Consider the following 25,409-nt stretch of genomic DNA (forward strand, 5'->3'; position numbering starts at 1 on the left):
TCAATATCAGGTTCGCTTGCGGAACTTGGCGACCGCGAGCGGGGCCGTGACGGCGGTGATCGCCACCGACCAGGCCAGCGTCATCCACACCGAGTGGGCGACCGGGCCGCCGTTGACCAGGTTGCGCGCCGCGTCGGCGAGGTTGGAGAGCGGGTTGTAGTCCGTGAAGGACTGCAGCCACCCCGGCATCGTGGTCGGCTTGGCGAAGATCGACGAGCCGAACTGCAACGGCATCAGCACCAGCATGGCCACTCCCTGGACGGCCTGCGCCGTCTTCATGGTGAGACCCAGCAGAATGAAGATCCACATCAGCGAGGCGCCGAACACCAGCGACAGGCCCACCGCCGCGAGCAGTTCGAGCACCGAGGTGTGGATGGACAGGCCCAGGATGAAGCCCATGATCAGCAGGATCGTGGTGGCGACGACCATGCGGCCGATCTCGACCACGATCTTGGCGATCAGCACCGACGACCGGGCTATCGGCATGGTCCGGAACCGGTCCATGACGCCCTTCTTGAAGTCGTCGTTGATACCGGTCCCCACCGCCATCGCGATGTTCAGGCCCTGCATCGCCATCAGGCCCGGGATCAGGTAGTTCACATACGCGTGCTGGTTGCCCTTGCCGGAGACCGCGCCGCCGAAGACGTACACGAACAGCAGCGTGAAGATGATCGGCATGAACACGGCGTCGAACATCGACTCCGGGTCCTGCTTGATCTGGAGCGCGTTGCGGCGGGCCAGGGCGCCGATGTGGCGCAGGTTGGCCCGCAGGCCGATCCGGGCGTCGGCGTCGGTGACGGGTGGGCGGATTCCGGTCGGCGCCTGGCGGGAGGTCGCCTCGGCCTTGGTGGCGGTGGTGGTGCTCATGCCGCGACCTCCTCGATGGTGTCGTTGCTCTCGGATTCCTGCGAGTCGGAGGTCTTCTTGCCGGTGATGGCCAGGAACACCTCGTCCAGGCTGGGCAGATGGGTGCCGATGTGGGCGATGCCGAAGCCGCGGGCGCCCAACAGGCCGACCACCGCGGTCAGTTGCTCGTCGCTGAGGATCGGCACGTTCAGCAGGCCCTCGTCGGGGACCGCCTGGGTACCGGCGACGCCGTCCAGACCGGCCTCGGCGATCGCCCGGGCCATCGCGCCCAGCTGGTCCGGGTCGGTGGGCCGGATCTGCAGGGTGCGGCCGCCGACCTTCGCCTTCAGCTCGTTGATACCGCCGTTGGCGATGACCTTGCCGCGGTCGATGACCGTGAGCTGGTTCGCCAACTGCTCGGCCTCTTCCATGTACTGGGTGGTCAGCAGCACGGTCGCGCCCTCGGCCACCATCCGCTGGACCTCGTCCCACACCTCGTTGCGGGTGCGCGGGTCGAGGCCGGTGGTGGGCTCGTCGAGGTAGAGCACCGCCGGGTTGCCGATCATCGAGGCCGCGAGGTCGAGGCGGCGGCGCATACCGCCGGAGTAGTTCATCGCGGCCTTGTTCGCGGCCTCCGTGAGCGAGAAGCGCTCAAGCAGCTCGTCGGCGCGGGCGCGGGAGTCCTTGCGGGACAGATCGAGCAGCCGCCCGATCATGTACAGGTTCTCCCGGCCGGACAGCTTCTCGTCGACCGAGGCGTACTGCCCGGTCAGGCCGATGGTGCGGCGCAACTGGCGCGGCTGGCGCACCACGTCGTACCCGGCGACGGTGGCGGTGCCGGAGTCCGGCACGATCAGGGTGGACAGACAGCGGACGAGGGTGGTCTTGCCGGCGCCGTTCGGACCCAGGACTCCGAGGACCGTGCCCTCGCGTACGTCCAGGTCCACGCCGTCCAGCGCCTTGGTGTCGCCGAAGTGCTTCACCAGCCCCCGCACCGTGACGGCGTTGGCGGCGCCGCCCTTGGGGTTCTTGTCGATTCGCGTCATGCCCACCAAGGTGCCAGCCCCCACTGACAAACCACCGACAGCCCACCGACAAAGACCGACAGCCCGCCGACAAAGCCGACGGGCTGCCTTACGTGCTGCCTTGCCTGGTGCTTTTAGGGGCGCGGGGAACTGCGCGACCGGCCCAAGACGGCCCGCAGTCGAACGTCAACCCCTAAACGCTCACGCCTAGTGGAACGTGTGCTCCTCGGCAGGGAACGCCCCGCCGACGACCTCGCCCGCGAACTCCTTGGCGGCGTCGCCGAGGACCTGCCGTACGTTCGCGTACTGCTTCGTGAACCGAGGAACCTTCCCCCCGGTCAACCCCACCATGTCGGTGTAGACGAGCACCTGCGCGTCACACGACACCCCCGCGCCGATCCCCACCGTGGGGATGTGCAGCGAGCGCGTGATCTCGGCGGCAACCTCGGCCGGCACCAACTCCAGCACCACGGCGAACGCGCCCGCGTCCTGCGCGGCCTTCGCGTCCCGCAGCAGCTGGTGCGCGGCCTCCTCGGAGCGGCCCTGCACCCGGTAGCCCATGGCGTTCACGGACTGCGGGGTCAGGCCCAGGTGGGACATGACCGGGATGCCGGACTGCACGAGCAGCTCGGTCTGGGCCAGCGAGCGCTCGCCGCCCTCCAGCTTGACGGCCCCGACGCCGGCCTCCTTGATCAGGCGGGTGGCGCTGCGCAGGGCCTGCACCGGACCCTCCTGGTAGGTGCCGAACGGCAGGTCCGCCACGACCAGGGCGCGCTTGCTGCCCCGTACGACCGCGGCGGAGAGGATGGCGATCTCGTCGAGCGTGACCGGGACGGTCGTCTCGTAGCCGAGGTGGCAGTTGCCCATCGAGTCGCCGACGAGGAGGACCGGGATCCCGGCCTCGTCGAAGACGGACGCGGTCATCGCGTCGTACGCGGTGAGCATGGGCCACTTCTCGCCCCGCGCCTTGGCGGCGGCGATGTCGTGGATGGACACGCGGCGCGTCGACTTGCCCCCGTACAGCGCCTTGCTGCTGTCGGAACGTTCCGCCTGATTCTGCGCAGCCTTGAGTTGTTGCGTCATCGCAACGGCTCCTGTTCGTCATCTCGAAGCGCCCTGACGGCGTCTCCGGACCACTTCCATGGTGGCATCCCGCCCCCGTCGACGGGAAGTGGGTGCCCCGGTCACATAAATACGTGAGCTTTGAACCACTGTGGCCTGCAAATATGCGCGTTTTGTCACAGCCGCCGCCACAGCCGTGACCTCTGGAACCCCCGGTCGCGCCCTCTCGTCATCGGCAGTACGAAGACAGGGCAGGCCACCCGTCATCGCCTAGGGTCATCGGGGCGAGGGTGTGAGACGCAAGGTGAGGGCAGCGGTATGACGCGGGCGTACTTGACGGAGACGGGGAACGGCAGCGCGGAGGGTGAGCGCTCCGGATCCCGGGTCCGGCGCCTGCTCAGCGGCTGGCGGGGCGACCCCGGCATCTGGCGGCGCGGCATCGTGCTTGCCGCCGTCGCGGTCCTGATCTCGCTGGTCATGCTGGTCCACGCGCAGATCCCCAACCGGATCGGCAACCTGGGCAGCCTCACGGAAACCTTCCTGCCGTGGCTCGGCCTTTTCGTCCCGGTGCTCCTGGGCCTCGCCCTGTGGCGCCGCTCGGCGACCGCCCTGATCGCCCTGGTGCTGCCCGCGACCGTATGGCTGAATCTTTTCGGCGGGCTGCTCACCGACAAGGAGAGCAAGGGCGGCAACCTCGTCGTCGCCACCCACAACGTCAACGCCGACAACCCCGACCCGGCCGGCACCGCCCGCAAGCTCATCGCCTCCGGCGCCGAGGTCCTCGCCCTGGAGGAGCTGCCGGGCGACAAGGTCCCCGCGTACGAGAAGGCGCTGGCCGGGGCCTATCCGCACCACTCGGTGCAGGGCACGGTCGGCCTGTGGAGCAAGTACCCGCTCAGCAACGCCGAGCCGGTCGACATCAAGATCGGCTGGGTCCGCGCCATGCGGGCCACCGTGAACGCGCCCGTCGGCCAGGTGAAGGTGTACGTGGCGCACATGCCCTCGGTACGGGTGAAGCTCAGCGCCGGGTTCACCGCGCGCCAGCGCGACGCCAGCGCGGACGCGCTCGGTGACGCGATCGCGGGCGACCCGCTGAAGAAGGTCGTCCTGCTCGGCGACCTCAACGGCACGATGAACGACCGCGCCCTGAACAACATCACCTCGCAGATGCGGTCCACGCAGGGCGCGGCGGGCAACGGCTTCGGTTTCACCTGGCCCGCGTCGTTCCCGATGGCCCGGATCGACCAGATCATGGTCAAGGGCGTCGAGCCGAAGTCGTCGTGGACGCTGGGGCGGACGGGGAGCGACCACTTGCCTATCGCGGCGCGCTTGAAGATCTGAGCGGTCTTGTACGGAGAGGGGGGCGGGGCGACGCCCCGGCCCCCTCTCCGTTGGTGAGCCCGACGCTCAGGCCGACTCCCGCCACCTGTTCGTGATCGGCAGTCGCCGGTCCTTACCGAAGCCCTTCGCCGAGATCTTCGTGCCCGGCGGGTACTGGCGGCGCTTGTACTCGGCGGAGTCCACCAGGCGCAGGGTCTTCGCCACGACCTCCGGGTCGTAGCCCGCCGCGACGATCTCCTCGCGGCCCTGGTCGCGGTCGACATACCGGGCCAGGATCGCGTCCAGGACCGGGTAGTCGGGCAGCGAGTCCGTGTCGACCTGGTCCGGGCGCAGCTCGGCGCTCGGCGGCTTGACGATCGAGTTCTCCGGGATCGGCGGGACCTCGCCGCGCGCCTCGGCGGCCTTGTTGCGCCAGTTGGCGAGCCGGAAGACCGTCGTCTTGTAGACGTCCTTGATCGGGCCGTACGCGCCCACCGAGTCGCCGTAGAGCGTCGAATACCCCACCGCCAGCTCGGACTTGTTGCCCGGCGCCATGACGATGTGGCCCTCCTGGTTGGAGATCGCCATCAGCATGGTGCCGCGCAGCCGCGACTGAAGGTTCTCCTCGGCGAGGCCGGTGAGGCCCAGCGACCCCATGTACGCGTCGAACATCGGCTCGATGGAGACGGTCCGGAAGTGCAGCCCGGAGCGCCGGGCCAGATCCGCAGCGTCGCCCTTGGAGTGCTCGGAGGAGTACTTGGAGGGCATCGACACGCCGTACACGTTCTCCGAGCCGACCGCGTCGCAGGCGATCGCGGCGACCAGCGCCGAGTCGATGCCGCCGGACAGGCCGATCAGGACGGACCGGAAGCCGTTCTTGGCGACGTACGCGCGCAGCCCCACGACCAGCGCCGAGTAGACCTCCTCGTCGTCGTCCAGGCGGTCGCTGTAGCCCCCGGCGAGCTCCGGTTCGTACGCCGGGACGGGCCGCTCGGAGAGGGTCACGTGCTCGATCCGCAGGCCGTCGTCGACCGTGCCCGACGGGACGGGACCGGCGGCCGGGAGATCGAGGTCCAGGAGGACGCAGCCCTCGGAGAACTGCGGGGCGCGGGCGACGACCTCGCCGTCGCGGTCGACGACGATCGAGTCGCCGTCGAAGACCAGCTCGTCCTGGCCGCCGACCATGGCGAGGTAGGCGGTGGTGCAGCCCGCCTCCTGGGCCCGCTTGCGGACCAGTTCGAGGCGGGTGTCGTCCTTGTTCTGCTCGTACGGCGAGGCGTTGATGGAGATCAGCAGCCCGGCCCCGGCGGAGCGGGTGGCCGGGACGCGGCCGCCGTCCTGCCACAGGTCCTCGCAGATGGCGAGCGCCACGTCGACGCCGTGGACCCGTACGACCGGCATGGTGTCGCCCGGCACGAAGTAGCGGAACTCGTCGAACACGCCGTAGTTGGGCAGGTGGTGCTTGGCGTAGCGCAGGACCACCTCGCCCCGGTGCAGGACCGCGCCCGCGTTGCGCGGCGCGCCCGCGGGCTGGCCCAGGCGCGCCTGCGCGGCCGTGGACCGGTCGAGGTAGCCGACGATCACCGGGAGCTCGCCGAGGCCCTCGGCGGCGAGCCGCGTCGCCAGCTCGTCCAGCGCGGCCCGCGACGCCTCGACGAAGGACGGGCGAAGCGCCAGGTCCTCCACGGGGTAGCCGGTCAGCATCATCTCGGGGAACGCGACGAGATGCGCCCCCTGCTCGGCGGAGTGCCGGGTCCAGTGCACGATCGCCTCGGCATTGCCGGTGAGGTCGCCGACGGTCGAGTCGATCTGATTCAGAGCGAGGCGTAGTTGAGGCACCCGGCCAGTGTAATCGTCAGAGCGACGCAATGTCGGGTGAACGAGCCGGACGGCGCCGTGGTCCGCCGACAGGAGCCGGCCGGTAAGTACCATCGGCACCACTATGCCCCCCTCCGGTACGCACGCCCGGCCCGCCGTCGTCCTCCTTGCGCTCGGCGCGCTCGCGTACACCGCGTGGGTGCTCGAAGTGCTGCTCCACACCGGGCTCGACCCCGTCCAGACGTATGTCAGCGAGCTCGGCGCGGTCGACCAGCCGCTCGGCGGGCTCTTCCGGGCCACCGATCTCACCGCGGGCGTCCTGGTCCTCGCCGGGTCCGCCTGGGCGCTGTGGCGGTGCGAGCGGCGGCCCTGGACGGTGACCGGCTGGGCGGCTCTGGTGCTGTTCGGCGCGTCGACCGTGGCCGACTCGCGGCTGCCGCTGAGCTGCGCGCCGACCGTCGACCCCGAGTGCGCGGCCCGCGAGACGGCCGGTCTCGTCCCGGCCACGCACACCGCGCACGCCGTGAGCAGCAGCCTCGCGATGGCGGGCGCGCTCGTCGGGATCGTGGCGCTCACGGTCGCGGCCCGCCGCTACGTCCACTGGGCCCCGCTCGCCCGCTTCGGCCCGGTCCTGGTCGTCCTCGAACTCGCCGTCACCGTCTGGACGCTGGCCGCGATCGCCGCGTTCGAGGCCGGGCGCGGCACCTGGTCGCTGGGGGCCGGGCAGCGCGCACAGGTGCTGCTGCTCGCCGTGTGGCTGGGGGTGCTCACCTACGCCGTGGCGCGCGAGAATCGAGTATGACGTTCGTACGGATCGACGGGGTCCCGCACCACGTGGTGGTGGAGGGCAGCGGTCCGCCCGTGGTGCTCAGCGCGGGCCTGGGCATGGCGTGGTTCGACTGGGACCCGGTGGTGCCGCTCCTCGCCCCGCACCGCACGGTCGTACGCTTCGACCGCCCCGGCCACGGCCTGTCCGGCCCCGCCTGCGCACCGCCGACGGCCTCGGGGGAGGCGCACCGGATCGCGGCGGTCCTGGACGCGGTGGGAGTCGGCGGGCGGGCCACTGTGGTCGGCCACTCGATCGCGGGCTTCCACGCGGAGGCGTACGCGCGCCTGTACCCGGACCGCACGGCCGCGCTCGTGCTGCTCGACTCCAGCGTGGAGGCGGACGTACGGCCGCCGCTCGCACCCCGGGCGCGGGTGGTGTCGGCGCGGGTCGCGGGGGCGGTGCTCTCGGGGACGGGGGCCCCGGCCGCGCTGGGCCCGCTGCTGCGCCGCGCCACGGTCCGCCTCTCCCGCACCGGCGGCCCCGACCCGGCCCCCCGCGCCCTCGTCGACCGCTGCTACCGCACCTCGCGGGTCTGGCGCGGCCTGATCCTGGAGAACGCGCGCTACCGAGCGGTGGCGGCCGAACTCCTCACCCTCCGCGACAAGTTCCCCTTGCCCGGCGGCGTCCCGGTCCGTGTCCTGGCAGGCGGCGCGGGCGGCCCGGCATGGCTCCACCGCCAACGCGACCTCGCCGCCCACCTGGAGGCGGACTTCCAAGTGGCGGAAGGGGCAGGCCATCTGGTGATGCTGGACAGGGCGGGCCAGGTGGCGAAGACGGTACTGGGCTGAGGCAAAGGAGCCTCAGGCCCGAGCCGAAAAAGCCCCGCCCCGGGCCGAGTCAACGGTCCGAGGCGGGGGTGTTGCCTTGCTTTCAGGGGCGCGGGGAACTGCGCGACCAGCCACAGACGGGCCCGCAGTCAACCCGCATCCAGCGCGCAGAGCCTAGCGGTGGTACCGCGAGGCGAACGACGCAACGTATCCGGGGGCGGGGGTACCGACACCCGTAACGTCGTCGTAGCCACGCGTGGCCGACAGCGAGCTGTCATGACCGAGGGTACGAACAGACGTGAGCAGCCCACCCGACGCGTCGACACTGTTCGCGAAGTCCACCCGCGCGACCGCGAGTTCACGGGACTTGCCCAGCGGGTGGTCCGTGACGTCGTGGAACAGCGGCGAGCCGTACCGCGCGTAGATCGACGGGTTCGCGAACCCGATCGGGAAGTGGCGGGCCTGCTGGGCCAGCGCCTGGACACCCGCGATGACCGGGGCGGCCAGCGACGTACCACCGATGCGGTACTCGTCGTACTTCACCGACTTGTCGGGGAAGGTCTGCGTCTGGCCGACCAGGAAGCCGGTGTTGGGGTCGGCCACGGCCGCGATGTCCGGAACCGTGCGCATCCGGTCCGCGCCGTTCGCCTTGGCGAGCGCGTCCGGCACGATGCCGTGCTGGTAGAACGGCTGCTTCACGGTGGAGCTGGTGCCGCCGCCCGCGCCCGAGGTGAACGCGCCCGGGAAGTTCGTCCAGCTCTTGCCGTCCGCCGACAGCGAGGACTTCAGGGTGCCCCAGCCGGTCTCGAACTGGTACTTGTCGCCCTTGCCGACGGCCAGCGAGGTGCCGCCGACAGCCGTCGCCCACGCCGAGTTGGCGGGGGTGCCGACCTGCTTCTTGCCGCTCTTGGCGGCTTCGTCGCCGTCGTCGCCGGAGGAGAAGTAGAAGCCGATGCCCTCGACCGCGCCGAGCTTGAACGTCTGGTCGTAGGCGGCCGCGACGTCCGGGGTCTCGTTGGACTCGACGTCGCCCCACGAGTTGGAGACGATGTCGGCCAGGTGGCTGTCGACGACCTTGTTCAGCGAGTCGAGCAGGTCCGGGTCGTTGCAGGACGCGCCCGCGACGTACACGATGTCCGCCTCCGGCGCGACCGCGTGCACGGCCTCGACGTCCAGGGACTCCTCGCCGTACCAGCCGGCCGCGCCGCACGCCTCGGTGCTGTTGTAGGCGGCGGGCGTCACCTCGGTGTACTGGCCGTGCTTGTACGACTTGTCGCCGTTGCGCAGCGCGTACTGCTGGGCGTCCTTCGCCATCGTCGGCGAGGCGTACGCGTCGGTGATCGCGACGGTCACGCCCTTGCCGGTGTAGCGGCCCGCGCCGTACGCCGCGCGCAGCTGCTTGCCCGTGTACCCGTGGACCGCGTACGAGATCTTCTTGCCGTACGCGTCCGGCAGGGTGGAGGCGATGTTCGAGCCGTAGTACGTGGAGAACGGCCCGGAGTTCTTGAACGCGGGGCCGGGGCCCGGCAGCGTGTCCTGGTGCGACGCCTGGTGCGGGGCGGTGTCCAGGCCGGTCACGGTGAGCACCGCGTCGGCCAGCGCGCCGGGCGCGGAGGCGGTCGCCACCGGGGCGCGGTAGGTCCGGCTGCCCTTGCGGAAGTTGTGCAGCTTGGTGCCGAACGCCTTCTCGGCCGCGGCGACGTCGCCGGAGACCGAGATGTAGTGCTCGTTGGTGCCCGTGACGGTGAGCCCGGCCGACTTCAGCCAGCTGGTGACCGCCGCGACCTGCGCCTTGGTCGCGCCGAAACGCTCCTGCGTCTGCGCGGGGCTCAGGTACTTGCCGTACGCGTCCGACGCCGGGTCGGACACGGCCGCGGCGTACGCGGCGAGGCCCTTGGCGTCGCGGCCCGCGAGGTAGACCCGCGCGCTCACCTGGTTGGTCTTCGCCGTGGCGCCCTGGTCGGCGGCGCCGGTGGCCCATACGGGCTTGGTGCCCGTGAGGGCGGCCCGCCCGGACGGCACGGGGTCCGCGGCGTGGGCGGACGGTATGCCGAAAGCGAGTGCGCCGGCGAACAGAGGCAGTGTCGCTGCCATGCTCACGACGCGCCGCTTGGTGCGGCTTGTTCTCATTTGACCCCCTGCTGAGGCTCTTCACCTGTGAGGCATGCGCACTTGATCTGCACATGCACAGCGTCACTCTGGTGAGGAACGGTTCATGCGGGGGGCATGTGAAACCCAAGAGAAACCCAAGTCCCGCCCAGGTGGCGGGACTTGGGTCGTTTTGATGGCCGAAAGTCGGACTCGGGCGGATTCCCTACGTAATCCGTGGCGACGCCGAATACGTGGTCACGTACGCGGTTTGGCCCCCCGTGCCGTCAGCATGTCGGCCATCAGATCGATCTCCGAGCGCTGCGAGTCGACCATGCCCTGGGCGAGGTCGCGCTCCACCTTGGTGGCGCACTTCTCGGCGCACCCCTGGGCCATGTGGATCCCGCCCTTGTGGTGCTCGGTCATCAGCTGGAGGTAGAGGATCTCCGCCTGCTTGCCGTCGGCCTTGCGCAACTGGTCCAGCTCGGTGTTGGTGGCCATGCCGGGCATCAGCGCGCCGTCCGCGCCGGGCTCGGTGCCCATCCCCATCCACGCCATCGGCAGCTGGTCCGGCTGTGACTTCGACAGCTTCCACAGATCCAGCCAGCCGAGCAGCATGCCCCGCTGGTTGGCCTGGGTGTTGGCGATGTCGTAGGCGAGCCGGCGCACTTCCTCGTCCTGGGTGCGGTCGCGCACGATGAACGACATCTCCACCGCCTGCTGGTGGTGGACCGACATGTCCCGCGCGAAGCCCGCGTCCGCCGAGGTGGCCACGGGCGTGCGGGGTGCGGCCGGGGAGTCGTCGCCCGTGGCGCCGGCGACCGTGGCCACCGTGGCGAACACGAGGGCCGCGGCCACCGCCGAGAGCGACGCCCAGTAGGTGCGGTTCACTTCTGGTCCAGCCCGCCCGTGCACGCCGCACCCGGCTCCGGGGTCTGCGCGCCCTGCACGTACTTGTTGAAGAACTGGTTGACCCGCGGGTCGTCCGCGCTGGTCACCGTGACCTGCTTGCCCCAGGCGCTGAGCATGATCGCCCCGGCCTGGTCCTGGAACGGGCTCATCAGCGAGTACGGCGTCTTGGAGACCTTGTCGGAGAGCTTCTGCACATCCCCGGCCGGCGCCTTGTCGTTGTACGTGACCCAGACCGCGCCGTGCTCCAGCGAGTGCACCGCGTTCATGTCCGGGACCGGCTTCTTGTAGACCACGCCGCCGCAGTTCATCCAGACCGGGTTGTGGTCACCGCCGACCGGCGGCTTCATCGGGTACGACACCGTCTTGGTGACGTGGTTGCGGCCGAGCTTCTTCGGGTCCCAGTCCTTCTCGCCGGCGATGGTCGCCTTGGCGTCGTCGGCCTTCTGGGCCTGCTGCTGGTCCTTCTTGTCGGACTCCCGGTTGAGCAGATACGCGCCGACGCCGACGAGCCCGGCGACGATCGCCACCGACGCGGTGATCGCGACGATCTTGTTGCGGCGCTCGCGGGCCTGCTCGGCGCGGCGCATCTCGGCTATCCGCGCCTGGCGCGAGCGGTTCGATTCCTTGGTGGCCATGATGGCTCAAGTCCTTCTGGTGACGGGGAAGTTGGGGGTGTGGGCGGAGTGGATCGGCTCCGCCTAGGTCCGTAGCACTTGAAGAACGTGGAGATCGGGAGCGCGCGGCCCCGCGCCGGAGCGCACCGGGGCCACGGCGGGATGCGCCGCCGCCGTCCGTACGGCCTGGGCGGCGCTCGGCGCCGGGGTGTCCAGCGGCGGCGCGGTGAGCACGGCCGGGTCGGCGTGCGGGAAGAGCCCGCAGTCGCCGCGGTCGTACGGGCAGCTGTACTGCGCGGGACCGACGGCCAGCGTGATCGTGATGTGGTGCGCCGCCGGGACGGCGTCGGCGCTCGCGCGGCCGCCCGCGGTGAGACAGAGGAAGAGGGCGGCGAGAAGCGTCGCCATGGCGCTCAGCAGCGCCATGGGACGTGTGATGCGAAGGCGTCGCGCTCCCCCCATAGGCGCAGATGGTAAGGGAGGGAGCGCGACGCGCGGCAGGGCGGGGTCGGCCAAGATCAGGCCAACCGGCCGGAATCAGCCGACGTGGACGCGGGGCCGGCGCTTGCGGTCCGACTCGGCCCGCCGCAGCACCTCACGGGTGACCGGGGCGACCTCGCCGTCGCCGAAGACCAGGAAGCGCAGCAGATGGCTGAGCGGATGGCCCTCGGTCCAGTTGAAGTACGCGTGCGGCACCTGCCCGGTGCGGTCGCGCAGCTTCAGCATCACGGCCGCGATGGTGTTGGGTACGACCGCGCCCTCCACCCGCAGCCTGCGCACCCCGTGCTTCTCGTCGCCGTGCACGGTGAGCTCGGTGGTGAAGTCCGAGGAGTTCCGCACGAACACCTCCAGGAACAGCACCGGCCGCCCGTCGGGGATGTGCGTCTCCTCGCGCTGGCTGTACTCCTTGGCGCGGTACTCGGCCGTGGAGTGCTCCTGCGGCTCGTTGGCGATCAGCCGCAGCGGCCCGCTCTTCGCCGCCTCGTCGATGAACCGGCTCGCCGCCTCGTCGAACGTGATCTCCTTGGCCCGCAGCTCGAAGGCCCGGTGCACCCGGGAGGCGAACGACGACAGCAGGATCGCGATGATGAAAAGCAGCGCGATCTTCAGGCCGTCGGGCCGCTCGATGACATTGGTGACCAGCGTGTACGCGAACACCGCGGTGATCGCGCCGAAGCCGAACGCCGCGCCCCGCTTGCCCCGGTGCAGCACCGCCACGGTGGAGGCGAACGACGCCGAGAGCATCAGGACCAGTACACCGGTCGCGTACGCACCGCTCTGCGCGTCGACGTCGGCGTCGAACCACCAGGTGATGAAGAAGGCGATCGCCGCGAAGATCAGCACCAGCGGGCGCACCGCGCGGGTCCACTCCGGGGCCATGCCGTAGCGCGGCAGATAGCGCGGCACCAGGTTGAGCAGTCCGGCCGTCGCCGAGGCGCCGGCGAACCAGAGGATCGCGATGGTCGAGATGTCGTAGACCGTGCCGAACGCCTCGCCCAGCTGCTGATGGGCCAGGAACGCGAGCGCGCGTCCGTTGGCGTCGCCGCCCGCCTTGAACTCGGCCTCCGGGATCAGGATCGTCGTGGCGAGGCTGGAGACGAGCAGGAAGCCGCTCATCACGATCGCGGCGGTGGTGAGCAGCTTGCGGGTGTCGCGGATGCGGCCCAGCGGCTTGGCGTGGGTGTCGGAGGCGTCGCCGCTGATCTGCGGCATCACCGCCACGCCCGTCTCGAAGCCGGACATGCCGAGCGCGAGCTTGGGGAAGACGAGGAGCGCCACGCCGATCATGGCGAGCGGCGAGGAGTGCGCGGCGCTGGCGGCGTGCCACCAGTCGTCGATCACCACGGGCTCGGTGGCGATCTTCCCGACGGCGGTGGCGAGCACCACCAGGTTGAGCGTCAGATAGACGGCTACGAGCACCACGGCGACGCCGATGGCCTCCTTGAACCCCTTGAGGAAGACCGCGCCGAGGGCGGCGACGAGCGCCAGCGTGATCCAGAGGTTCGAGCCGTGCAGCCAGCTCGGGGCGAAAGGATTCTCCACCACATGGGCCGAGGCGTCCGCCGCCGACAACGTGATGGTGATCATGAAGTCGGTGGCCGCGAAGCCGAGCAGCACCAGGACGAAGATCTTCCCCGCCCACCACGGGAGCAGCCGCTCCAGCATGGCGATGGAGCCCTCGCCGTTCGGCGACTCCTTGGCCACCCGGCGGTACACCGGCAGCGCGCCGAGCAGCGTCAGGGCGATCAGGACGAGCGTGGCCATCGGCGAGAGCAGCCCGGCCGCGAGTGCGGCGATGCCCGGCTGGTAGCCGAGCGTCGAGAAGTAGTCGACACCGGTGAGGCACATGACGCGCCACCAGCTGTGGCCCTTGTGCTCGTCGGGCGTGACGCCGTGCGGCCCCTGGTGGCGTGCGGACTGCTCGGAGAGCCCGTCCAGCAGCCAGCCCCGCCAGCGCGCGGCGGCAGGTGCCGGCGCGGGGGGTGCGGTGACGGTATCCGGGGGCTCCATCTGGGTGCCGGTCATGCTGCGGTCTCCATAGCGGTACGGAGGTCAGCCGTACCAAGTCGTTCTGCGGGCAACGAGGAGCGAGTATCCCTCACGCCCTCGCCGGGAACAGCACCCGGTGCGACTGTGGGGAGGGGACGTGCCGCAGGTCATATCGGGTGCGTAATGTGTCGGTAATCCCGGGCCTCGATACTGATGCTTCCCTCTCATGCCCGGGCGGTGGTGCACAGACCGTCTGAACTGCAAGGATGTGGCTATGGACAAGCAGCAGGAGTTTGTGCTCCGCACTCTCGAAGAGCGTGACATCCGGTTTGTGCGTTTGTGGTTCACCGATGTGCTCGGCTTCCTGAAGTCGGTCGCGGTGGCTCCTGCCGAGCTTGAACAGGCGTTCGACGAGGGCATCGGCTTCGACGGCTCGGCCATCGAGGGCTTCGCCCGGGTGTACGAGTCGGACATGATCGCCAAGCCGGACCCGGGCACCTTCCAGATCCTGCCGTGGCGCGCGGAGGCCCCGGGCACCGCGCGGATGTTCTGCGACATCCTGATGCCGGACGGCTCCCCGTCCTTCGCGGACCCGCGCTTCGTCCTCAAGCGCATCCTCGCCAAGACCTCGGACCTGGGCTTCACCTTCTACACCCACCCCGAGATCGAGTTCTTCCTGCTGAAGGACAAGCCGCTGGACGGCACCCGCCCGGTGCCCGCCGACAACTCCGGCTACTTCGACCACACCCCGCAGAACGTCGGCATGGACTTCCGCCGCCAGGCGATCACCATGCTGGAGTCGATGGGCATCTCGGTCGAGTTCAGCCACCACGAGGGCGCGCCGGGCCAGCAGGAGATCGACCTGCGGTACGCGGACGCGCTCTCCACGGCCGACAACATCATGACGTTCCGCCTGGTCATGAAGCAGGTGGCGCTCGAACAGGGCGTCCAGGCGACGTTCATGCCCAAGCCCTTCTCCGAGTTCCCCGGCTCCGGCATGCACACGCACCTCTCCCTCTTCGAGGGCGACCGCAACGCGTTCTACGAGTCGGGCGCCGAGTACCAGCTCTCCAAGGTCGGCCGCTCCTTCATCGCGGGCCTGCTCAAGCACGCCGCCGAGATCGCCGCGGTCACCAACCAGTGGGTCAACTCCTACAAGCGCATCTGGGGCGGCTCGGAGCGCACGGCCGGCGCGGGCGGCGAGGCCCCCTCGTACATCTGCTGGGGCCACAACAACCGCTCGGCCCTGATCCGCGTGCCGATGTACAAGCCCGGCAAGACCGGCTCCGCCCGTGTCGAGGTCCGCTCCCTGGACTCCGGCTGCAACCCGTACCTCGCGTACGCGCTGCTGCTCGCGGCCGGCCTCAAGGGCATCGAGGAGGGCTACGAACTCCCGGCGGGCGCGGACGACGACGTCTGGGCGCTCTCCGACTCCGAGCGCCGCGCGATGGGCATCGAGCCCCTGCCGCAGAACCTCGGCGAGGCGATCACGCTGATGGAACGCAGCGAACTGGTCGCCGAGACGCTCGGCGAGCACGTCTTCGACTTCTTCCTGCGCAACAAGAAGCAGGAGTGGGAGGAGTACAGGTCGGAGGTCACGGCCTTCGAGCTCCGGAAGAACCTGCCGGTGCTGTAGGGGCGGGGCAGGGCGGGTTTCGGATCATCAGAAACCGAGGGGCCGACGGTCGTTGACCGTCGGCCCCTCGGCGTGTGGCTGACCCTGGGCCGTCTGCGAGCCGTGCGTCGCCGGATCTATGCCGAGTCGAGCCTTGGCGATAGCCGTACGGTTGCGCCGGCGGGCAGCTGGCTGAGGCGTGGCGGGGAGAGGGTGAGGCGCCGTGACTGAGGGCTGAGCGTTATTAGCGATCAAGCTCACCAGCCGCGCCATGGCCACCGATCTCGATGCCAGCGTCAGCGACGTCAACTGACTCTTCCGAAACCCCTGTTCTGCCTAAGCGGCCGCCAGGGCTGCCGTCAATCAACCGCCTGACGGCCCTACTCCAGTTTCCTGCTCATTCACCATCCACCCAGCACCGGGGCGCTACGCTGCCGCCCATGGCCGACGCCTTCGTCACCGGTGGCGAGCACCCGTCATGTGGCATCTGTCCCTCGCGCCGCTTGCCGCTCGGCGAATTCGACGTGGCCGAACGGCCTTCAGTCGAGCATCCGTTCAATCCGATGGACGGCCACCGCTACACAACGGCAGGCATCCCAGTGTGCGTGCACCCGCACAAGGTGGGGCTGCCGCCGGGCCGGTACAAGAGCGACGGCATTCCGTTCACGGTGGAGCTGAAGCTGCCGGACAGCCCGTCCGGGCTCGACGCGTATCTGTACGACGTCATGCACAGCGCAGCGCCCGGCGTGCTGGAACTGCTCATCGAGCAAGCCACCGAGGAGATCCCTCGGGCGTTCCCGCAGGTGGATGTCCTCCAGGCGCTGCGCCGCGCGCTCAACTAGTCGGCCGTGGCGAAGCCTGGAACGAAGCGGCGGCCGCCGTCGAGGATGCCGACGGGTTCGTACTTCGCCATGACCGCTGCCCTGCGCCTAGCGGTCTCGTCCTTGCCGAACCAGTAGCGCTCGTTCATCGGCCCCCACGCGGCCCGGTAGACCTGGTGGGTGTAGTCGCCGTGGTCCCATGCGCCGATGGCCTCGCGGTCGGTGGCGTGGACGAACCTGATGCCGGTCCGGTCCTGGATGCGGCTGAGGACGGTGAACTGCGCGGCGAGGGCGTGGATCATCTCGTCCACGGGGATGGCCACAGGTACTTCCGCGGCCTCCTCGTCTCCCTCGGTCATCTCGTAGACGGCGGACTTGATCGCCATGGCGCGCATGGCCTCAGGGAACAGGGGCTCGGTGTCGTGCGCGATGTCGAACCCGTCGACAAGGGCATAGCCCATGAAGCTGGTCCAGTCCTCGTCGTACTTCGCGCACGCGGTGCGCAGCCGGTCGTACTCGGGATCGGCCTCCACGGTCGCCAGGATCTGCCGGGCTCGCTCCGCGACCCGCTCCGGGGCCGGTCGTACTAGCGTTACGGACACTGCTGCACTCTCCTTCGGTTGGGTGCATCGGTGAACCCGCCCGGCTGCCGACCGCCGTCATACGGGGCAGCCGGGCGGGGGCTCATGGGGTGCGTGCCGCGCGGCCTGCCGGGGCCATGTGGTGCCCTCTGGAGCTGCGTAGTACGGCGAGGGAGACGGCGGACAGGGCGTATCGGGCCGTGTCGTCGTGGGAGCCGAGGGTGTAGATCCTGCCGTCGCTCAACAGGCGGATGGCGGCTTTGTGTTCGTCTGTGTCACTGCACCATCGCCGCAGGATGCTCGGCGCGTCGGGCACGTTCAGGGATAGGGCGTAGTGCCTCGGCGGGGCACCACTCGGTGATCGGGTGGGGGCCCATGAGGTCCGCGAGATGCGCGGCATGGCCGCATAACCAGCGGACGACCAGCCTCGGCGTGACCACGTGGTCCAGGGCGAGTCCCCACGCGCGGGAGTAGTCCAGGGTGTAGGCGGTGACCTCGCACCGGTAGGCGTCACGCACGGCCGTCACCCTCCGTCCGGGCCTGGGCCTGGTCCGGCTCGCAGGCCGCCGCGAGTTCCCGGGCAAGCACGGAGGCTGCCGCTTGGATCTCGGGGACCACTGCCTCCAGCCACTCGCACTCCGCCGCGCACCTCCGCTCGTGTGCCGCGATGTGTCTGCGCAGCTCTCCCCATGGGCTTGTGCTCACCGCTCCGCCCCCTTCGCGAGGGTCTGCGCGAGCTGCCGGACAGCGGCCGGGTGGGCGTTGCCCAACTCGACCAGGACCGTCTGGTTGGCTCCGCAGGGCTCATCGATCCCCAGGGAAGGGAGGGTGATGTTGGCGGCGCAGAGTGCCCGCCGTAGATCCTTCAACGCCTCTTCCGCGACTGCCCACGGATCTCCGGCATCCGGCATGGTCAGTGGGGGAGGGCCGAGGACCTCGATCAGCCGGTGCGCCACGTCGTCCCGCACCGGCTCCACGTCCACGTACGCCCGTCCTCCTATCGGGGCAGCCGCACCCATCGGGAGGTAGAAGCCCCGGGCCAGCAAGGCCAGGTGCAGCTCCTCGGCGAGTTTCGCCCCGATGCTTCGCGCTTCGCTCTGCGTGTCCACGGTGCCCCAGCTCCGTTTCCGTTGCGGTCTCTGCTTCCTCTACGCAACCGCGTGACCACACACGGCGGTACCGTTGCCGCAACGTAAGGACTTGAAAGCCTTGAAAGTCCTTGAGAGCGCGTGGAGTTGATGGTCATGGCGACGCGCACGCCGAACGCGGCTCTGGCCCGCTTGCTCACCGAGACCCGCTGGACGTATCGCCAGTTCGCGCGGGCCGTGAACCGTGTCGGCACGGAGACTGGCTCTCCGCTGCGCTACGAGGAATCCGCGGTGAGTCACTGGCTCGACGGCACCATGCCGCGCGCAGCCGTGCGGTCGTGCCTCCTCGAAGCCTTGTCGCGGCGGCTCGGGCGCCCGGTCACCCACGCTGAAGCGGGCCTGCCGCTCCCCTCCGGTCATTCCCCCACCGCCACGGATACCGTGGAAGGGATGATCGACCTGGGGAGGCTCGACATGGACCCGTCACGCAGAAGCGTCCTTGGCGCCGGCCTCTTCTCGGTCGCGCTCACGATTCCCGGCTGGCCCGACGTCATCGGCCGCGCCGAAGCCGTACAGAGCGGCCGTGCCTCGCGGATCGGTATGAACGAGGTGGACATGGTGGTCGCCATGACCGAACGCGTCTCGGAGCTGGACGACCAGTTCGGCGGACGCCATGCACGGCCCATGGCGGCCTCGTTCATGGTCAACACGGTGGCCGCCTACCTGCGGGCCGACGCCCCGGAGAACGTCCGGCAAGCCATGCTGTCGGCCGCCTCGGACCTGCTGTATCTCACGGGCTACATGGCCGTGGACGAGGGCCTGCACGGCCTCGCCCAGCGCTACTACGTCAAGGCCCTGGAGCTTGCGGGCGCTGCCGAGGATCACCTGACGTACTGCACGACTCTGCGGGGCATGAGCGTGCAGGCCGTGGACCTTGGGCACGGGGCCAAAGCCATGGAGCTGGCCGATGCCGCAGCCTCAGCCTCCCCCAAGGCCGGGCCTCGGATGCGGGCCTTCCTCGCCGGACAGCAGGCACATACCTCGGCGCAGACCGGCGACCGCACCAGCGCCCTCCGGTACATGCGGGAGGCAGAGGCCGCCATGGATCGTGCCGAGTCGCGCAGCAAGGCGTTCGGCTCGTACGACCCGTCGTCGCTCAACTACCACATCAGCCAAGTCCGCTACGAACTGGGCGACGTGCCCGGTGCCATCGAAGCCATGCAGCACTCAGACCAGCTCCGCTACGGCGTCTACCGGCGCGCGAGGGTCCGCCACCGCGCCACCCTCGCCGAACGCCAACTGGAAGTCGGTCACCTGGAAGCCGCGTGCGCCACCTGGCACCAGGCACTCGACGACTACCCCATGGTCCAGTCCGGCCGCGCTGACGATCGCGTGAAGACCATGTTCAGCCTGATCCGCCCCCATCTGAAGAACAGTGCCGCCCGCGACCTCTACGAACGGGCCCGCACGATCGCCCCGCCCGCCCTGGTCGGCTGACCCGAGCAGGCGATCTACGCCTTCGTATGGCTCGACTCATCCATTCGCCGGGGCGTTTGTCGTCGGCCACCGACGTCACGTGAAACGCCAGAGGTCCCGTCCTCTCGTCCGGGGCCTCTGGCCTGCTGTGCACTCGGCAGGATTCGAACCCGCAACCTTCTGATCCGTAGCTCCATGTGGAGCGGTCAGCGGGGGTCAGGCTGGCCGCGCAACGGTCCCAAGTAGGCCTTGCTGAATGGGTCAGGCTTCCGTGGTTGGCGTACTTCCCTGCTGTACAGCCTGAGCCAGGCGGTGGCTGCTCGTACGAGCACCCCCGATTCGGCCCTGACTCCAGGGCACCTCAGGAAGTCCCCCGACAGCGAGCGTCCCTTGCGACATCCTCGGTCCATGATCCGTCGCTCGACCACGCGTAGGGCCGAGGAAGAAAAACTCGCCTGATCTGACTTAACGACGCCGCTATGATGAGCGGCGTGACGGCGGAAATCAAGACGTACTGGCTTACAGTTGACCTTGACGAGAGTTTCAGTGATGGCTCTTCACGTTACGGGATGAGCGCTGAAGAGAGCACAATGAAACGCCGCGCAGATTCCTCGTTGGCGCATGCAGAATATCGCCTGGCAAATTGTTCCAATCGGTATGATCTCATCGATGGAATCTTGGCCTTGAAGAGGTCCATGCAGACCCGACTAGAGCACTTGGAAATGCTCTACGGCCTCAAGCAGTACCCCCAGGCAAGGTCGGGGGGATGGCTCGCGGTCCTTGAGGGCTGGGGAGTCATTAGGCGACGCATGTTGCAGCGCATGAACCGCTTGCGCAACGCCGTCGAACATGACGGTGCGGAACCACCGAGCAAAGACGAATTTGAGGACTACTGCGAGGTGGTCTGGTGGTTCTTGCGGGCTACCACATCGCTGCTTACACCCCATGAGGAGCTAGGGCTGGTACTGAGAAGCGGCGAACAGCACTGTTTCAAGCTGCAATTCAACCCTGTAGAGATCGACCTGAGGGCATTCGCCTTGGCGGAAAACGTTTGCGATTCTCCAGTTCCCGGATGGCATAAAATTGAAGCCACACTGGAAAACGTAATGCCCGGGCGAGACGAGTACCTTTATCAACCCCTCCCGCCGGGGGTCTTTGAGGTCAATACCAAGATAGTTGATCCAGTTTTCGCCGAAATGTTCGTCAAAGCGAGTCTTGCCGAGACTATGTAATTCGGGTCTTCTTGCGATATCCGATGGCCGATTGAGGTCGGTGGAGCGGCTTTGGTGCGAGTGATCGGGGTCTCTTAAGCTTCCGGTAAGTCGGGCAGTCTGTGGACCTGCCCGTTAAAGCACGACGTTGAGGCCCCGATCTTCGAGGCTCGCGCCAAAGTGGCCGTCTAAGGGGGAAGTTCGTCCTCGCAAGCCTCACCGCGAGCTTCGCCGATAACCTCGCGGCGCTTGGCGAGGAGTGAGAGCCCTCAAGTAAGACCGGCAAGGAAGCCCAGCAGGATGGCGATGGAGCCCCGTCAACCGTCATATACCCGGAGATCCTTCGCGACCGCAGGTGCACAGTTAGATCAGCGTTTGGAAAAGGTCATCGATCGGATCGCCAGGCTCCTCAGAGGAGTGGACGTCCTCCTCATTGCGCTGTTTCCTTTCACGCTCACCCGGGTCCGATTCATCCAACTCTTCGCCGTCGAAATCTAGACCCTGAGCAACCTCGTCCTGAAGCATCGACAGTCGGTCCGTGAGAGCGACCGGATCAACTATTTCATGAAGTTCGAAATCTTCTAGCGCTTCTTGAAGGGAGGAGAGGGAGCTTTCACATTCCGCAACGTTGTTCACTCTTCCAGCCTCCACCCAGTCCCACTCCGACGCAAAAGATGAGAAGCGCTGCCGGAGATCCGCCTCGCTTCGCTCAGACCAGCTCGATGGATTAATGCCGAGGTCCCTGAAGACATAAAGGGCCGACTGAAAGTGCTCGGGATGTTTAAGGACTTTCAACAGCCTTGCTGCCGCGATGTCACGGGCCGCAACGACTTGCGCCTCAACGCTCTTGTACCTGGACAGATATCGCATGAGGGGAAATTCGCGCTGCACAAGCCCCAAGTCGGTCTGACCAATACGCTCGGTCAACATCTGCGCGAAGCAGAGCAAAGAATCCTCCCCGAGGAGGCTTCGGCCATATTTATGGTCGAGAATCAGCATGACAAGGTGCCGATTCCTGGCGGAGACCTCACGTCGAGTTGCAACTCCATAATAAAGGTGACTATTAACCCAGGTGCACGATTCTGCGGACCCCAGTCGCGTTAATGCAGACATCAAGACTCTCTGGTGACCGGGAGCGAGCCGAGGCAGTTGCCGCCCCCGCTGCGCAACTCCAAAGAACGCATCGAATGCAATCCTGATGATTTGAGTATGGGAAGCTTCCCCAAGCTCCCAGAGTGCAAGCGTTTCTGCTTGCTCAAAGAAGTGGCATCCGTGGGCCATCTGATTGATTTCATCCGGATGAGACGATAGATACGACGAGACATAATCAACAAAGGAAGGGTTGGCCAGTTGGATGAGTGTTGCACGACTCCTCGGGTGAAATCCGTTCACCTGATCATCTAGCGCCGTGTCTATAGAAACCTGAACGAAGGTACCTTCCAGCTTCTTGAGCAGCAGCCTCAGCCTGTGCAGATCTGTACGCGGCCCTCCATGAACGCACTCGTAGGCATTTAGTGCAGAGTGCAAATCCCTGAGCTCGACTTGCGTGCGGATGGTGGCCAGAACCAGCAGAAGGCTCCTCTCCGTCACAGAGAGCTGGCTCTCAAAAATGCGTTCCCATAGCTCACGAGGATCATCAAGCGCATTCAGTGCGTATTCGAAGAAGCGCTCATCGCTGACTCCGGAGTTCTCAAAGTTTTTCGTAACAAGCTCGATGATCCTGGGGTTGAAGTTGACATGCTGAATGACGTCCATATACCTCCTTTCTCGCAATACCGACTCGCGCGCAGCATCGGAGAGTTCAGCAAAGTGAATGTGATTATAGAAAATTCTTGCTTTTTGTTCGGCGGTGTAGTGTGCGAGGTTCAGAATCACTTTCCCGTAGGTCAACGCTCGCGAACTCTGTAGGCGCTCATGGACCTGCCGAGCCTGTTGGAGAATGTACTCGCGCGTAGTCATAATCAAGACCTTGTCGTCCACATCGCGAATACGCTCAAGTAAATCTGACAGCCTACTGTCTTCATTTTTGTTCAGGCTGTCGAGTAGTGAATTCTGACCTAAGAAATCGTCATACAGAAATGCTTGTCTAACCCCCGGCTTCCATACCTTCTCGATGTCCGTCACGTCACTGGAAGCAGAATGAACTTCCCAGCCATCCGAAAGAAATTTTACGAGTAGCGTCTCGGCGAGAGTTGTTTTACCGATTCCCGGCTCCCCGGAAATCACGCAGACATGGTGCTCCTCCAGCATTCTCAACGAATCCGGGTAGGCTTCGCTATGAACATAAAGCCTGCGCCGCTTGACAATCCGGTCGACAAGGCCCGAGCTCCGCCGATACAGATCAGGGTGGAGTAGATGATCCAAGACGGCACTCGAAGTAATCCATAACTTAAAGTTATCGACCTCCACGCGAGGGTGCAGCTTCAATAGGTTATCGAGGTCGTCTACACCCCAAATGTCATCGACTCCCAGTCGCACTCCAGCGAACATGGTTGCGATTTCCTGCTTATTCTGGCGCGTTAGCGAAGCCGAGGTGGCCAAAATATAACGACAGGAGAACCGGTCGCCGATCTTCTTGGCCTCGGACTCAAGCTGTCCCTTGATTTGCGCAAAAGTCCGCCCCGGAGAATGCTTGCATTGGGCAATGAGGGTTTCCTCGCCGTTTCGATGGAGGCGGATGTCGATTCCCCCATCCCGGCCTGGCGGAAATGTCTCCATGCGCACCCCGTGACTTGCCTGGAGGAGATCCCTCACCAAGATTTCGAAATCGTGAGGAGAGAGATCGCTGTAGTTGCGCGCCATACGGCCAGTATCCCTACGAGTCCTCTGTGTTGGAGACCACTCTGCCAAAGTCTGCCCCTGGCTAGCGGAGGGACGCTCACGGCTTACCAGCTCAACGTCCTGGCAGCGCCTGCCAGAGGCAGCGACGGTAGTCCTACCTTCCTCCTCCGTCGTCACCCGAGCAGCCCTCAGTGGGGCTGGTCTGGTCAGGCACAGCTGACTCCGGCGAGTGAGCAGCGAGTGATCCCCGAGCGAACTCGGCCTCGGATGGGGGCTCCCGCAGATCAGGGGGGCCTTCTGAGCAGGACGCAGCCATCCCCTTCGGAGCCATGCCCTATTGGATGCGGAGCCGTCCCTAAGCACACTTGTGTTGGTCGAGCAACCGACTCAGTGGGAGGTACTGGTGCAGCCGAACACCAAGGCGTTGGAGTACGAAGACGAGATCGTGTGGACAGAGGACATCCAGAGGTTCGACTACGTCAGGCAGTCTCTGGAGCCGTCCGTCTCTACGCGGCGTCGCCCAGTGGCGTGGCGGGGTGCCGGCCGTCGGGTGGGGTACTCCGTACTGCGTGCCGACGCTCCGAGTAGCGACGTACCCGGCCGCTTTGTGCGGCGAGTTTTTTGGATCAAGGAGCATGACCGATCCGAGCAGCCGAACGGTACGTACAAGACCACCGCGCCGAGTGAGGCTGTAGACCCACGAACCGTTGCCCCCAGGGTCTGGGGTGAACTCACCGAGCGTGCCTGGGGAGCCCCGCTGCCCGGCGTATAGGTCGGCTGCGACGTGAGGTGAGTTCGGGCCCGAGCCATGGGCTTCGTGCCCACATCGCCGTGGGCCGTCCCTGGGCTGTCGAGGGGCGGCCAACAGTGGCCAACAATAACCAATGACGGCCTCATTCTCGCAGGTCACGAGCGTCTTGCGAGCGGTTCTCCGAGGCGTCTCCGAGCCGCCCAACTTCCTGCGCAACAAGAAGCAGGAGTGGGAGGAGTACCGCTCGGAGGTCACGGCCTTCGAGCTGCGGAAGGACCTGCCGGTTCTGTAAGCACGGTTCAGAGCGGGTTTCGCATCATCAGGAACCGGGGGGCCGACGGTCGTTGACCGTCAGCCCCTTGGCGTGTGCCTGAGCCCGCCGTCCGTGGGCCGTGCGACGTCGGAGCAGATGCCGAGTCGAGCCTTGGCGATAGCCGTACGGTGAAGTCGCGGAGGCGCTGTCGGTCGGGGGGACTTCGGAGACGGCACAGGGACGGCCCAGCCGCTCCTACTCGGAGCTCTTCAAGGGCGCTCCCCAGGATTCGCTCATCGCGGCCGGTGAACCCCAGTTCCCCGTGAGTCCCGCCCGTTCTGGCACGAGGGTGGCACGACCCTGCGGCCGCGCCATAACCGCGATACGAACTGTGTGTGCGTAGGTCGCTGAGGCTTCAGCCACTCGTCGTCGTAGCGGTCGCATCATTTGCTTGGGTGGCAGCCGTACGGCTGCCACCGCCGGTCCATTCATGAAAAAAGCCTGGTACCCCGAGGACGATTGCCGGTACTGCGACCACCCACCACCACAGCGTGGAACCTCCTTGGACGGCGGCCCATGTGCCGAGAGTGATGCCTCCGCCGCCGAGGATGATACCCAAACCGACGCCTACTCCGTCTCGTCGGAACGTATCCTCACGCAAGCACGTCTGCTTGTACTTTGCTACCGTCGCCTCCACCTGTGACGCGAGCATGGCCTTCGCCGATCCTTCGTCCGGCAAGGCGTCCAAGGCGGTTATCTCTGCGGTGAGTCGCGCCATGATCTTGTCTGATCTCGCTCGACGATTCGAGCGAGCAGTGAAAACCCCTGTGAGTACTGCGATTGCTACAGGTGAGAATGCAGTTACGGCCTGCGTGATCGAGGTGAGTTGCATCGAACCCCCTGTTACTGAACGATCAAAAACGCACCAAGGGGCCCGAACGCCACATTTCGAGGCCCGGTACTTGCTAGTACCCGAGCTTGGGTGAGCTTGCCGGCGGATGGCCCGAGTTCGACAACTCAGTCCGGCGGAGACTCAACGACCGATGCCCGTGTTGGGCACG

Annotated in this window: 22 protein-coding genes and 1 pseudogene; 9 read left to right on the forward strand and 14 right to left on the reverse strand. The window is 67.1% G+C overall.

Features of this window, described 5'->3' with window-relative positions; translation table 11 throughout:
* Positions 1 to 6: 6 nt before the first annotated feature.
* The 3 genes from ACT1U9_RS22310 to panB all read right to left on the reverse strand — a co-directional run bounded on the left by ACT1U9_RS22310 (position 7) and on the right by panB (position 2,954).
* Positions 7 to 867, reverse strand: coding sequence for an ABC transporter permease (locus ACT1U9_RS22310; protein ID WP_444534441.1), 861 nt, complete (start codon positions 865 to 867; stop codon positions 7 to 9).
* Positions 864 to 1,892, reverse strand: coding sequence for an ATP-binding cassette domain-containing protein (locus ACT1U9_RS22315; protein ID WP_444534442.1), 1,029 nt, complete (start codon positions 1,890 to 1,892; stop codon positions 864 to 866). The genes ACT1U9_RS22310 and ACT1U9_RS22315 overlap by 4 nt, the downstream gene beginning before the upstream one ends.
* Positions 1,893 to 2,078: 186 nt before the next feature.
* Positions 2,079 to 2,954 carry a 3-methyl-2-oxobutanoate hydroxymethyltransferase gene (panB, locus tag ACT1U9_RS22320; RefSeq protein ID WP_188277842.1) on the reverse strand — a complete coding sequence of 292 codons (876 nt, stop codon included), beginning with the start codon at positions 2,952 to 2,954 and terminating at the stop codon, positions 2,079 to 2,081.
* A 297-nt stretch (positions 2,955 to 3,251) separates the two neighbouring features.
* Here panB and ACT1U9_RS22325 point away from each other — a divergent pair, with 297 nt between their 5' ends.
* On the forward strand, positions 3,252 to 4,274 hold the full coding sequence (locus ACT1U9_RS22325) for an endonuclease/exonuclease/phosphatase family protein (protein ID WP_444534443.1): 1,023 nt from the start codon (positions 3,252 to 3,254) through the stop codon (positions 4,272 to 4,274).
* A gap of 66 nt (positions 4,275 to 4,340) precedes the next feature.
* Here the strand turns inward: ACT1U9_RS22325 and ACT1U9_RS22330 are convergent, their stop codons facing one another.
* The gene (locus ACT1U9_RS22330) at positions 4,341 to 6,092 is read right to left on the reverse strand and encodes an NAD+ synthase (protein WP_444534444.1); all 1,752 of its coding nucleotides are present in this window, start codon (positions 6,090 to 6,092) and stop codon (positions 4,341 to 4,343) included.
* A gap of 103 nt (positions 6,093 to 6,195) precedes the next feature.
* Between ACT1U9_RS22330 and ACT1U9_RS22335 the strand changes: the two genes are divergently transcribed.
* Together ACT1U9_RS22335 and ACT1U9_RS22340 are read left to right on the forward strand one after the other, a co-directional pair.
* Entirely contained in the window at positions 6,196 to 6,873 is a 678-nt protein-coding gene (locus ACT1U9_RS22335) for a DUF998 domain-containing protein (RefSeq protein ID WP_444534445.1), read from the forward strand.
* Positions 6,870 to 7,688: an alpha/beta fold hydrolase gene (locus ACT1U9_RS22340; RefSeq protein ID WP_444534446.1), complete on the forward strand. Its 819-nt coding sequence runs from the start codon at positions 6,870 to 6,872 to the stop codon at positions 7,686 to 7,688. The genes ACT1U9_RS22335 and ACT1U9_RS22340 overlap by 4 nt, the downstream gene beginning before the upstream one ends.
* A gap of 153 nt (positions 7,689 to 7,841) precedes the next feature.
* Here ACT1U9_RS22340 and ACT1U9_RS22345 read toward each other — a convergent pair whose 3' ends face one another.
* From ACT1U9_RS22345 to ACT1U9_RS22365, 5 genes are all read right to left on the reverse strand, one after another.
* Positions 7,842 to 9,761 (reverse strand): S53 family peptidase, encoded by a 1,920-nt coding sequence (locus tag ACT1U9_RS22345; RefSeq protein WP_444534447.1) that lies wholly within the window; start codon positions 9,759 to 9,761, stop codon positions 7,842 to 7,844.
* Positions 9,762 to 10,013: 252 nt separating this feature from the next.
* A complete protein-coding gene (locus ACT1U9_RS22350) occupies positions 10,014 to 10,646 on the reverse strand; it encodes a DUF305 domain-containing protein (RefSeq protein ID WP_444534448.1) in 633 nt (210 codons plus the stop codon).
* Entirely contained in the window at positions 10,643 to 11,302 is a 660-nt protein-coding gene (locus tag ACT1U9_RS22355) for a DUF3105 domain-containing protein (RefSeq protein WP_444534449.1), read from the reverse strand. The genes ACT1U9_RS22350 and ACT1U9_RS22355 overlap by 4 nt, the downstream gene beginning before the upstream one ends.
* Positions 11,303 to 11,365: 63 nt before the next feature.
* Entirely contained in the window at positions 11,366 to 11,707 is a 342-nt protein-coding gene (locus ACT1U9_RS22360; protein WP_444534450.1) for a hypothetical protein, read from the reverse strand.
* 111 nt (positions 11,708 to 11,818) lie between these two features.
* Positions 11,819 to 13,807, reverse strand: a complete 1,989-nt coding sequence (locus ACT1U9_RS22365) for an amino acid transporter (RefSeq protein WP_444534451.1) — start codon at positions 13,805 to 13,807, stop codon at positions 11,819 to 11,821.
* A gap of 238 nt (positions 13,808 to 14,045) precedes the next feature.
* Here ACT1U9_RS22365 and ACT1U9_RS22370 point away from each other — a divergent pair, with 238 nt between their 5' ends.
* Together ACT1U9_RS22370 and ACT1U9_RS22375 are read left to right on the forward strand one after the other, a co-directional pair.
* A complete protein-coding gene (locus ACT1U9_RS22370) occupies positions 14,046 to 15,407 on the forward strand; it encodes a glutamine synthetase family protein (RefSeq protein ID WP_444534452.1) in 1,362 nt (453 codons plus the stop codon).
* A gap of 419 nt (positions 15,408 to 15,826) precedes the next feature.
* Positions 15,827 to 16,228 (forward strand): hypothetical protein, encoded by a 402-nt coding sequence (locus tag ACT1U9_RS22375; protein ID WP_444534453.1) that lies wholly within the window; start codon positions 15,827 to 15,829, stop codon positions 16,226 to 16,228.
* Here ACT1U9_RS22375 and ACT1U9_RS22380 read toward each other — a convergent pair.
* The 4 genes from ACT1U9_RS22380 to ACT1U9_RS22395 form a co-directional block, all read right to left on the reverse strand.
* Complete coding sequence (locus ACT1U9_RS22380) at positions 16,225 to 16,809, reverse strand: hypothetical protein (RefSeq protein WP_444534454.1); 585 nt, start codon at positions 16,807 to 16,809, stop codon at positions 16,225 to 16,227. The genes ACT1U9_RS22375 and ACT1U9_RS22380 overlap by 4 nt on opposite strands.
* A 254-nt stretch (positions 16,810 to 17,063) precedes the next feature.
* Complete coding sequence (locus tag ACT1U9_RS22385; RefSeq protein WP_444534455.1) at positions 17,064 to 17,306, reverse strand: hypothetical protein; 243 nt, start codon at positions 17,304 to 17,306, stop codon at positions 17,064 to 17,066.
* Entirely contained in the window at positions 17,299 to 17,493 is a 195-nt protein-coding gene (locus tag ACT1U9_RS22390; RefSeq protein ID WP_444534456.1) for a hypothetical protein, read from the reverse strand. Before ACT1U9_RS22390 ends, ACT1U9_RS22385 begins: the two co-directional genes overlap by 8 nt.
* Positions 17,490 to 17,897 (reverse strand): hypothetical protein, encoded by a 408-nt coding sequence (locus tag ACT1U9_RS22395; RefSeq protein WP_444534457.1) that lies wholly within the window; start codon positions 17,895 to 17,897, stop codon positions 17,490 to 17,492. The genes ACT1U9_RS22390 and ACT1U9_RS22395 overlap by 4 nt, the downstream gene beginning before the upstream one ends.
* 135 nt (positions 17,898 to 18,032) lie before the next feature.
* Here ACT1U9_RS22395 and ACT1U9_RS22400 point away from each other — a divergent pair, with 135 nt between their 5' ends.
* Both ACT1U9_RS22400 and ACT1U9_RS22405 read left to right on the forward strand, forming a co-directional pair.
* Complete coding sequence (locus ACT1U9_RS22400) at positions 18,033 to 19,373, forward strand: tetratricopeptide repeat protein (protein WP_444534458.1); 1,341 nt, start codon at positions 18,033 to 18,035, stop codon at positions 19,371 to 19,373.
* Between the two features lie 470 nt (positions 19,374 to 19,843).
* Positions 19,844 to 20,584 carry a hypothetical protein gene (locus tag ACT1U9_RS22405; RefSeq protein ID WP_444534459.1) on the forward strand — a complete coding sequence of 247 codons (741 nt, stop codon included), beginning with the start codon at positions 19,844 to 19,846 and terminating at the stop codon, positions 20,582 to 20,584.
* Between the two features lie 342 nt (positions 20,585 to 20,926).
* Here ACT1U9_RS22405 and ACT1U9_RS22410 read toward each other — a convergent pair whose 3' ends face one another.
* Positions 20,927 to 23,365 carry an nSTAND3 domain-containing NTPase gene (locus ACT1U9_RS22410; protein ID WP_444534460.1) on the reverse strand — a complete coding sequence of 813 codons (2,439 nt, stop codon included), beginning with the start codon at positions 23,363 to 23,365 and terminating at the stop codon, positions 20,927 to 20,929.
* Between the two features lie 382 nt (positions 23,366 to 23,747).
* On the opposite strand from ACT1U9_RS22410, the gene ACT1U9_RS22415 reads away from it, so the two are divergent.
* Complete coding sequence (locus ACT1U9_RS22415; protein ID WP_444534461.1) at positions 23,748 to 24,116, forward strand: DUF6009 family protein; 369 nt, start codon at positions 23,748 to 23,750, stop codon at positions 24,114 to 24,116.
* A gap of 184 nt (positions 24,117 to 24,300) precedes the next feature.
* Positions 24,301 to 24,387, forward strand: a pseudogene (locus ACT1U9_RS22420) (glutamine synthetase); the annotation flags it as partial.
* Between the last annotated feature and the right edge of the window lie 1,022 nt (positions 24,388 to 25,409).

It is taken from the genome of Streptomyces sp. BR1, assembly GCF_052373795.1.
Classification (GTDB): domain Bacteria; phylum Actinomycetota; class Actinomycetes; order Streptomycetales; family Streptomycetaceae; genus Streptomyces.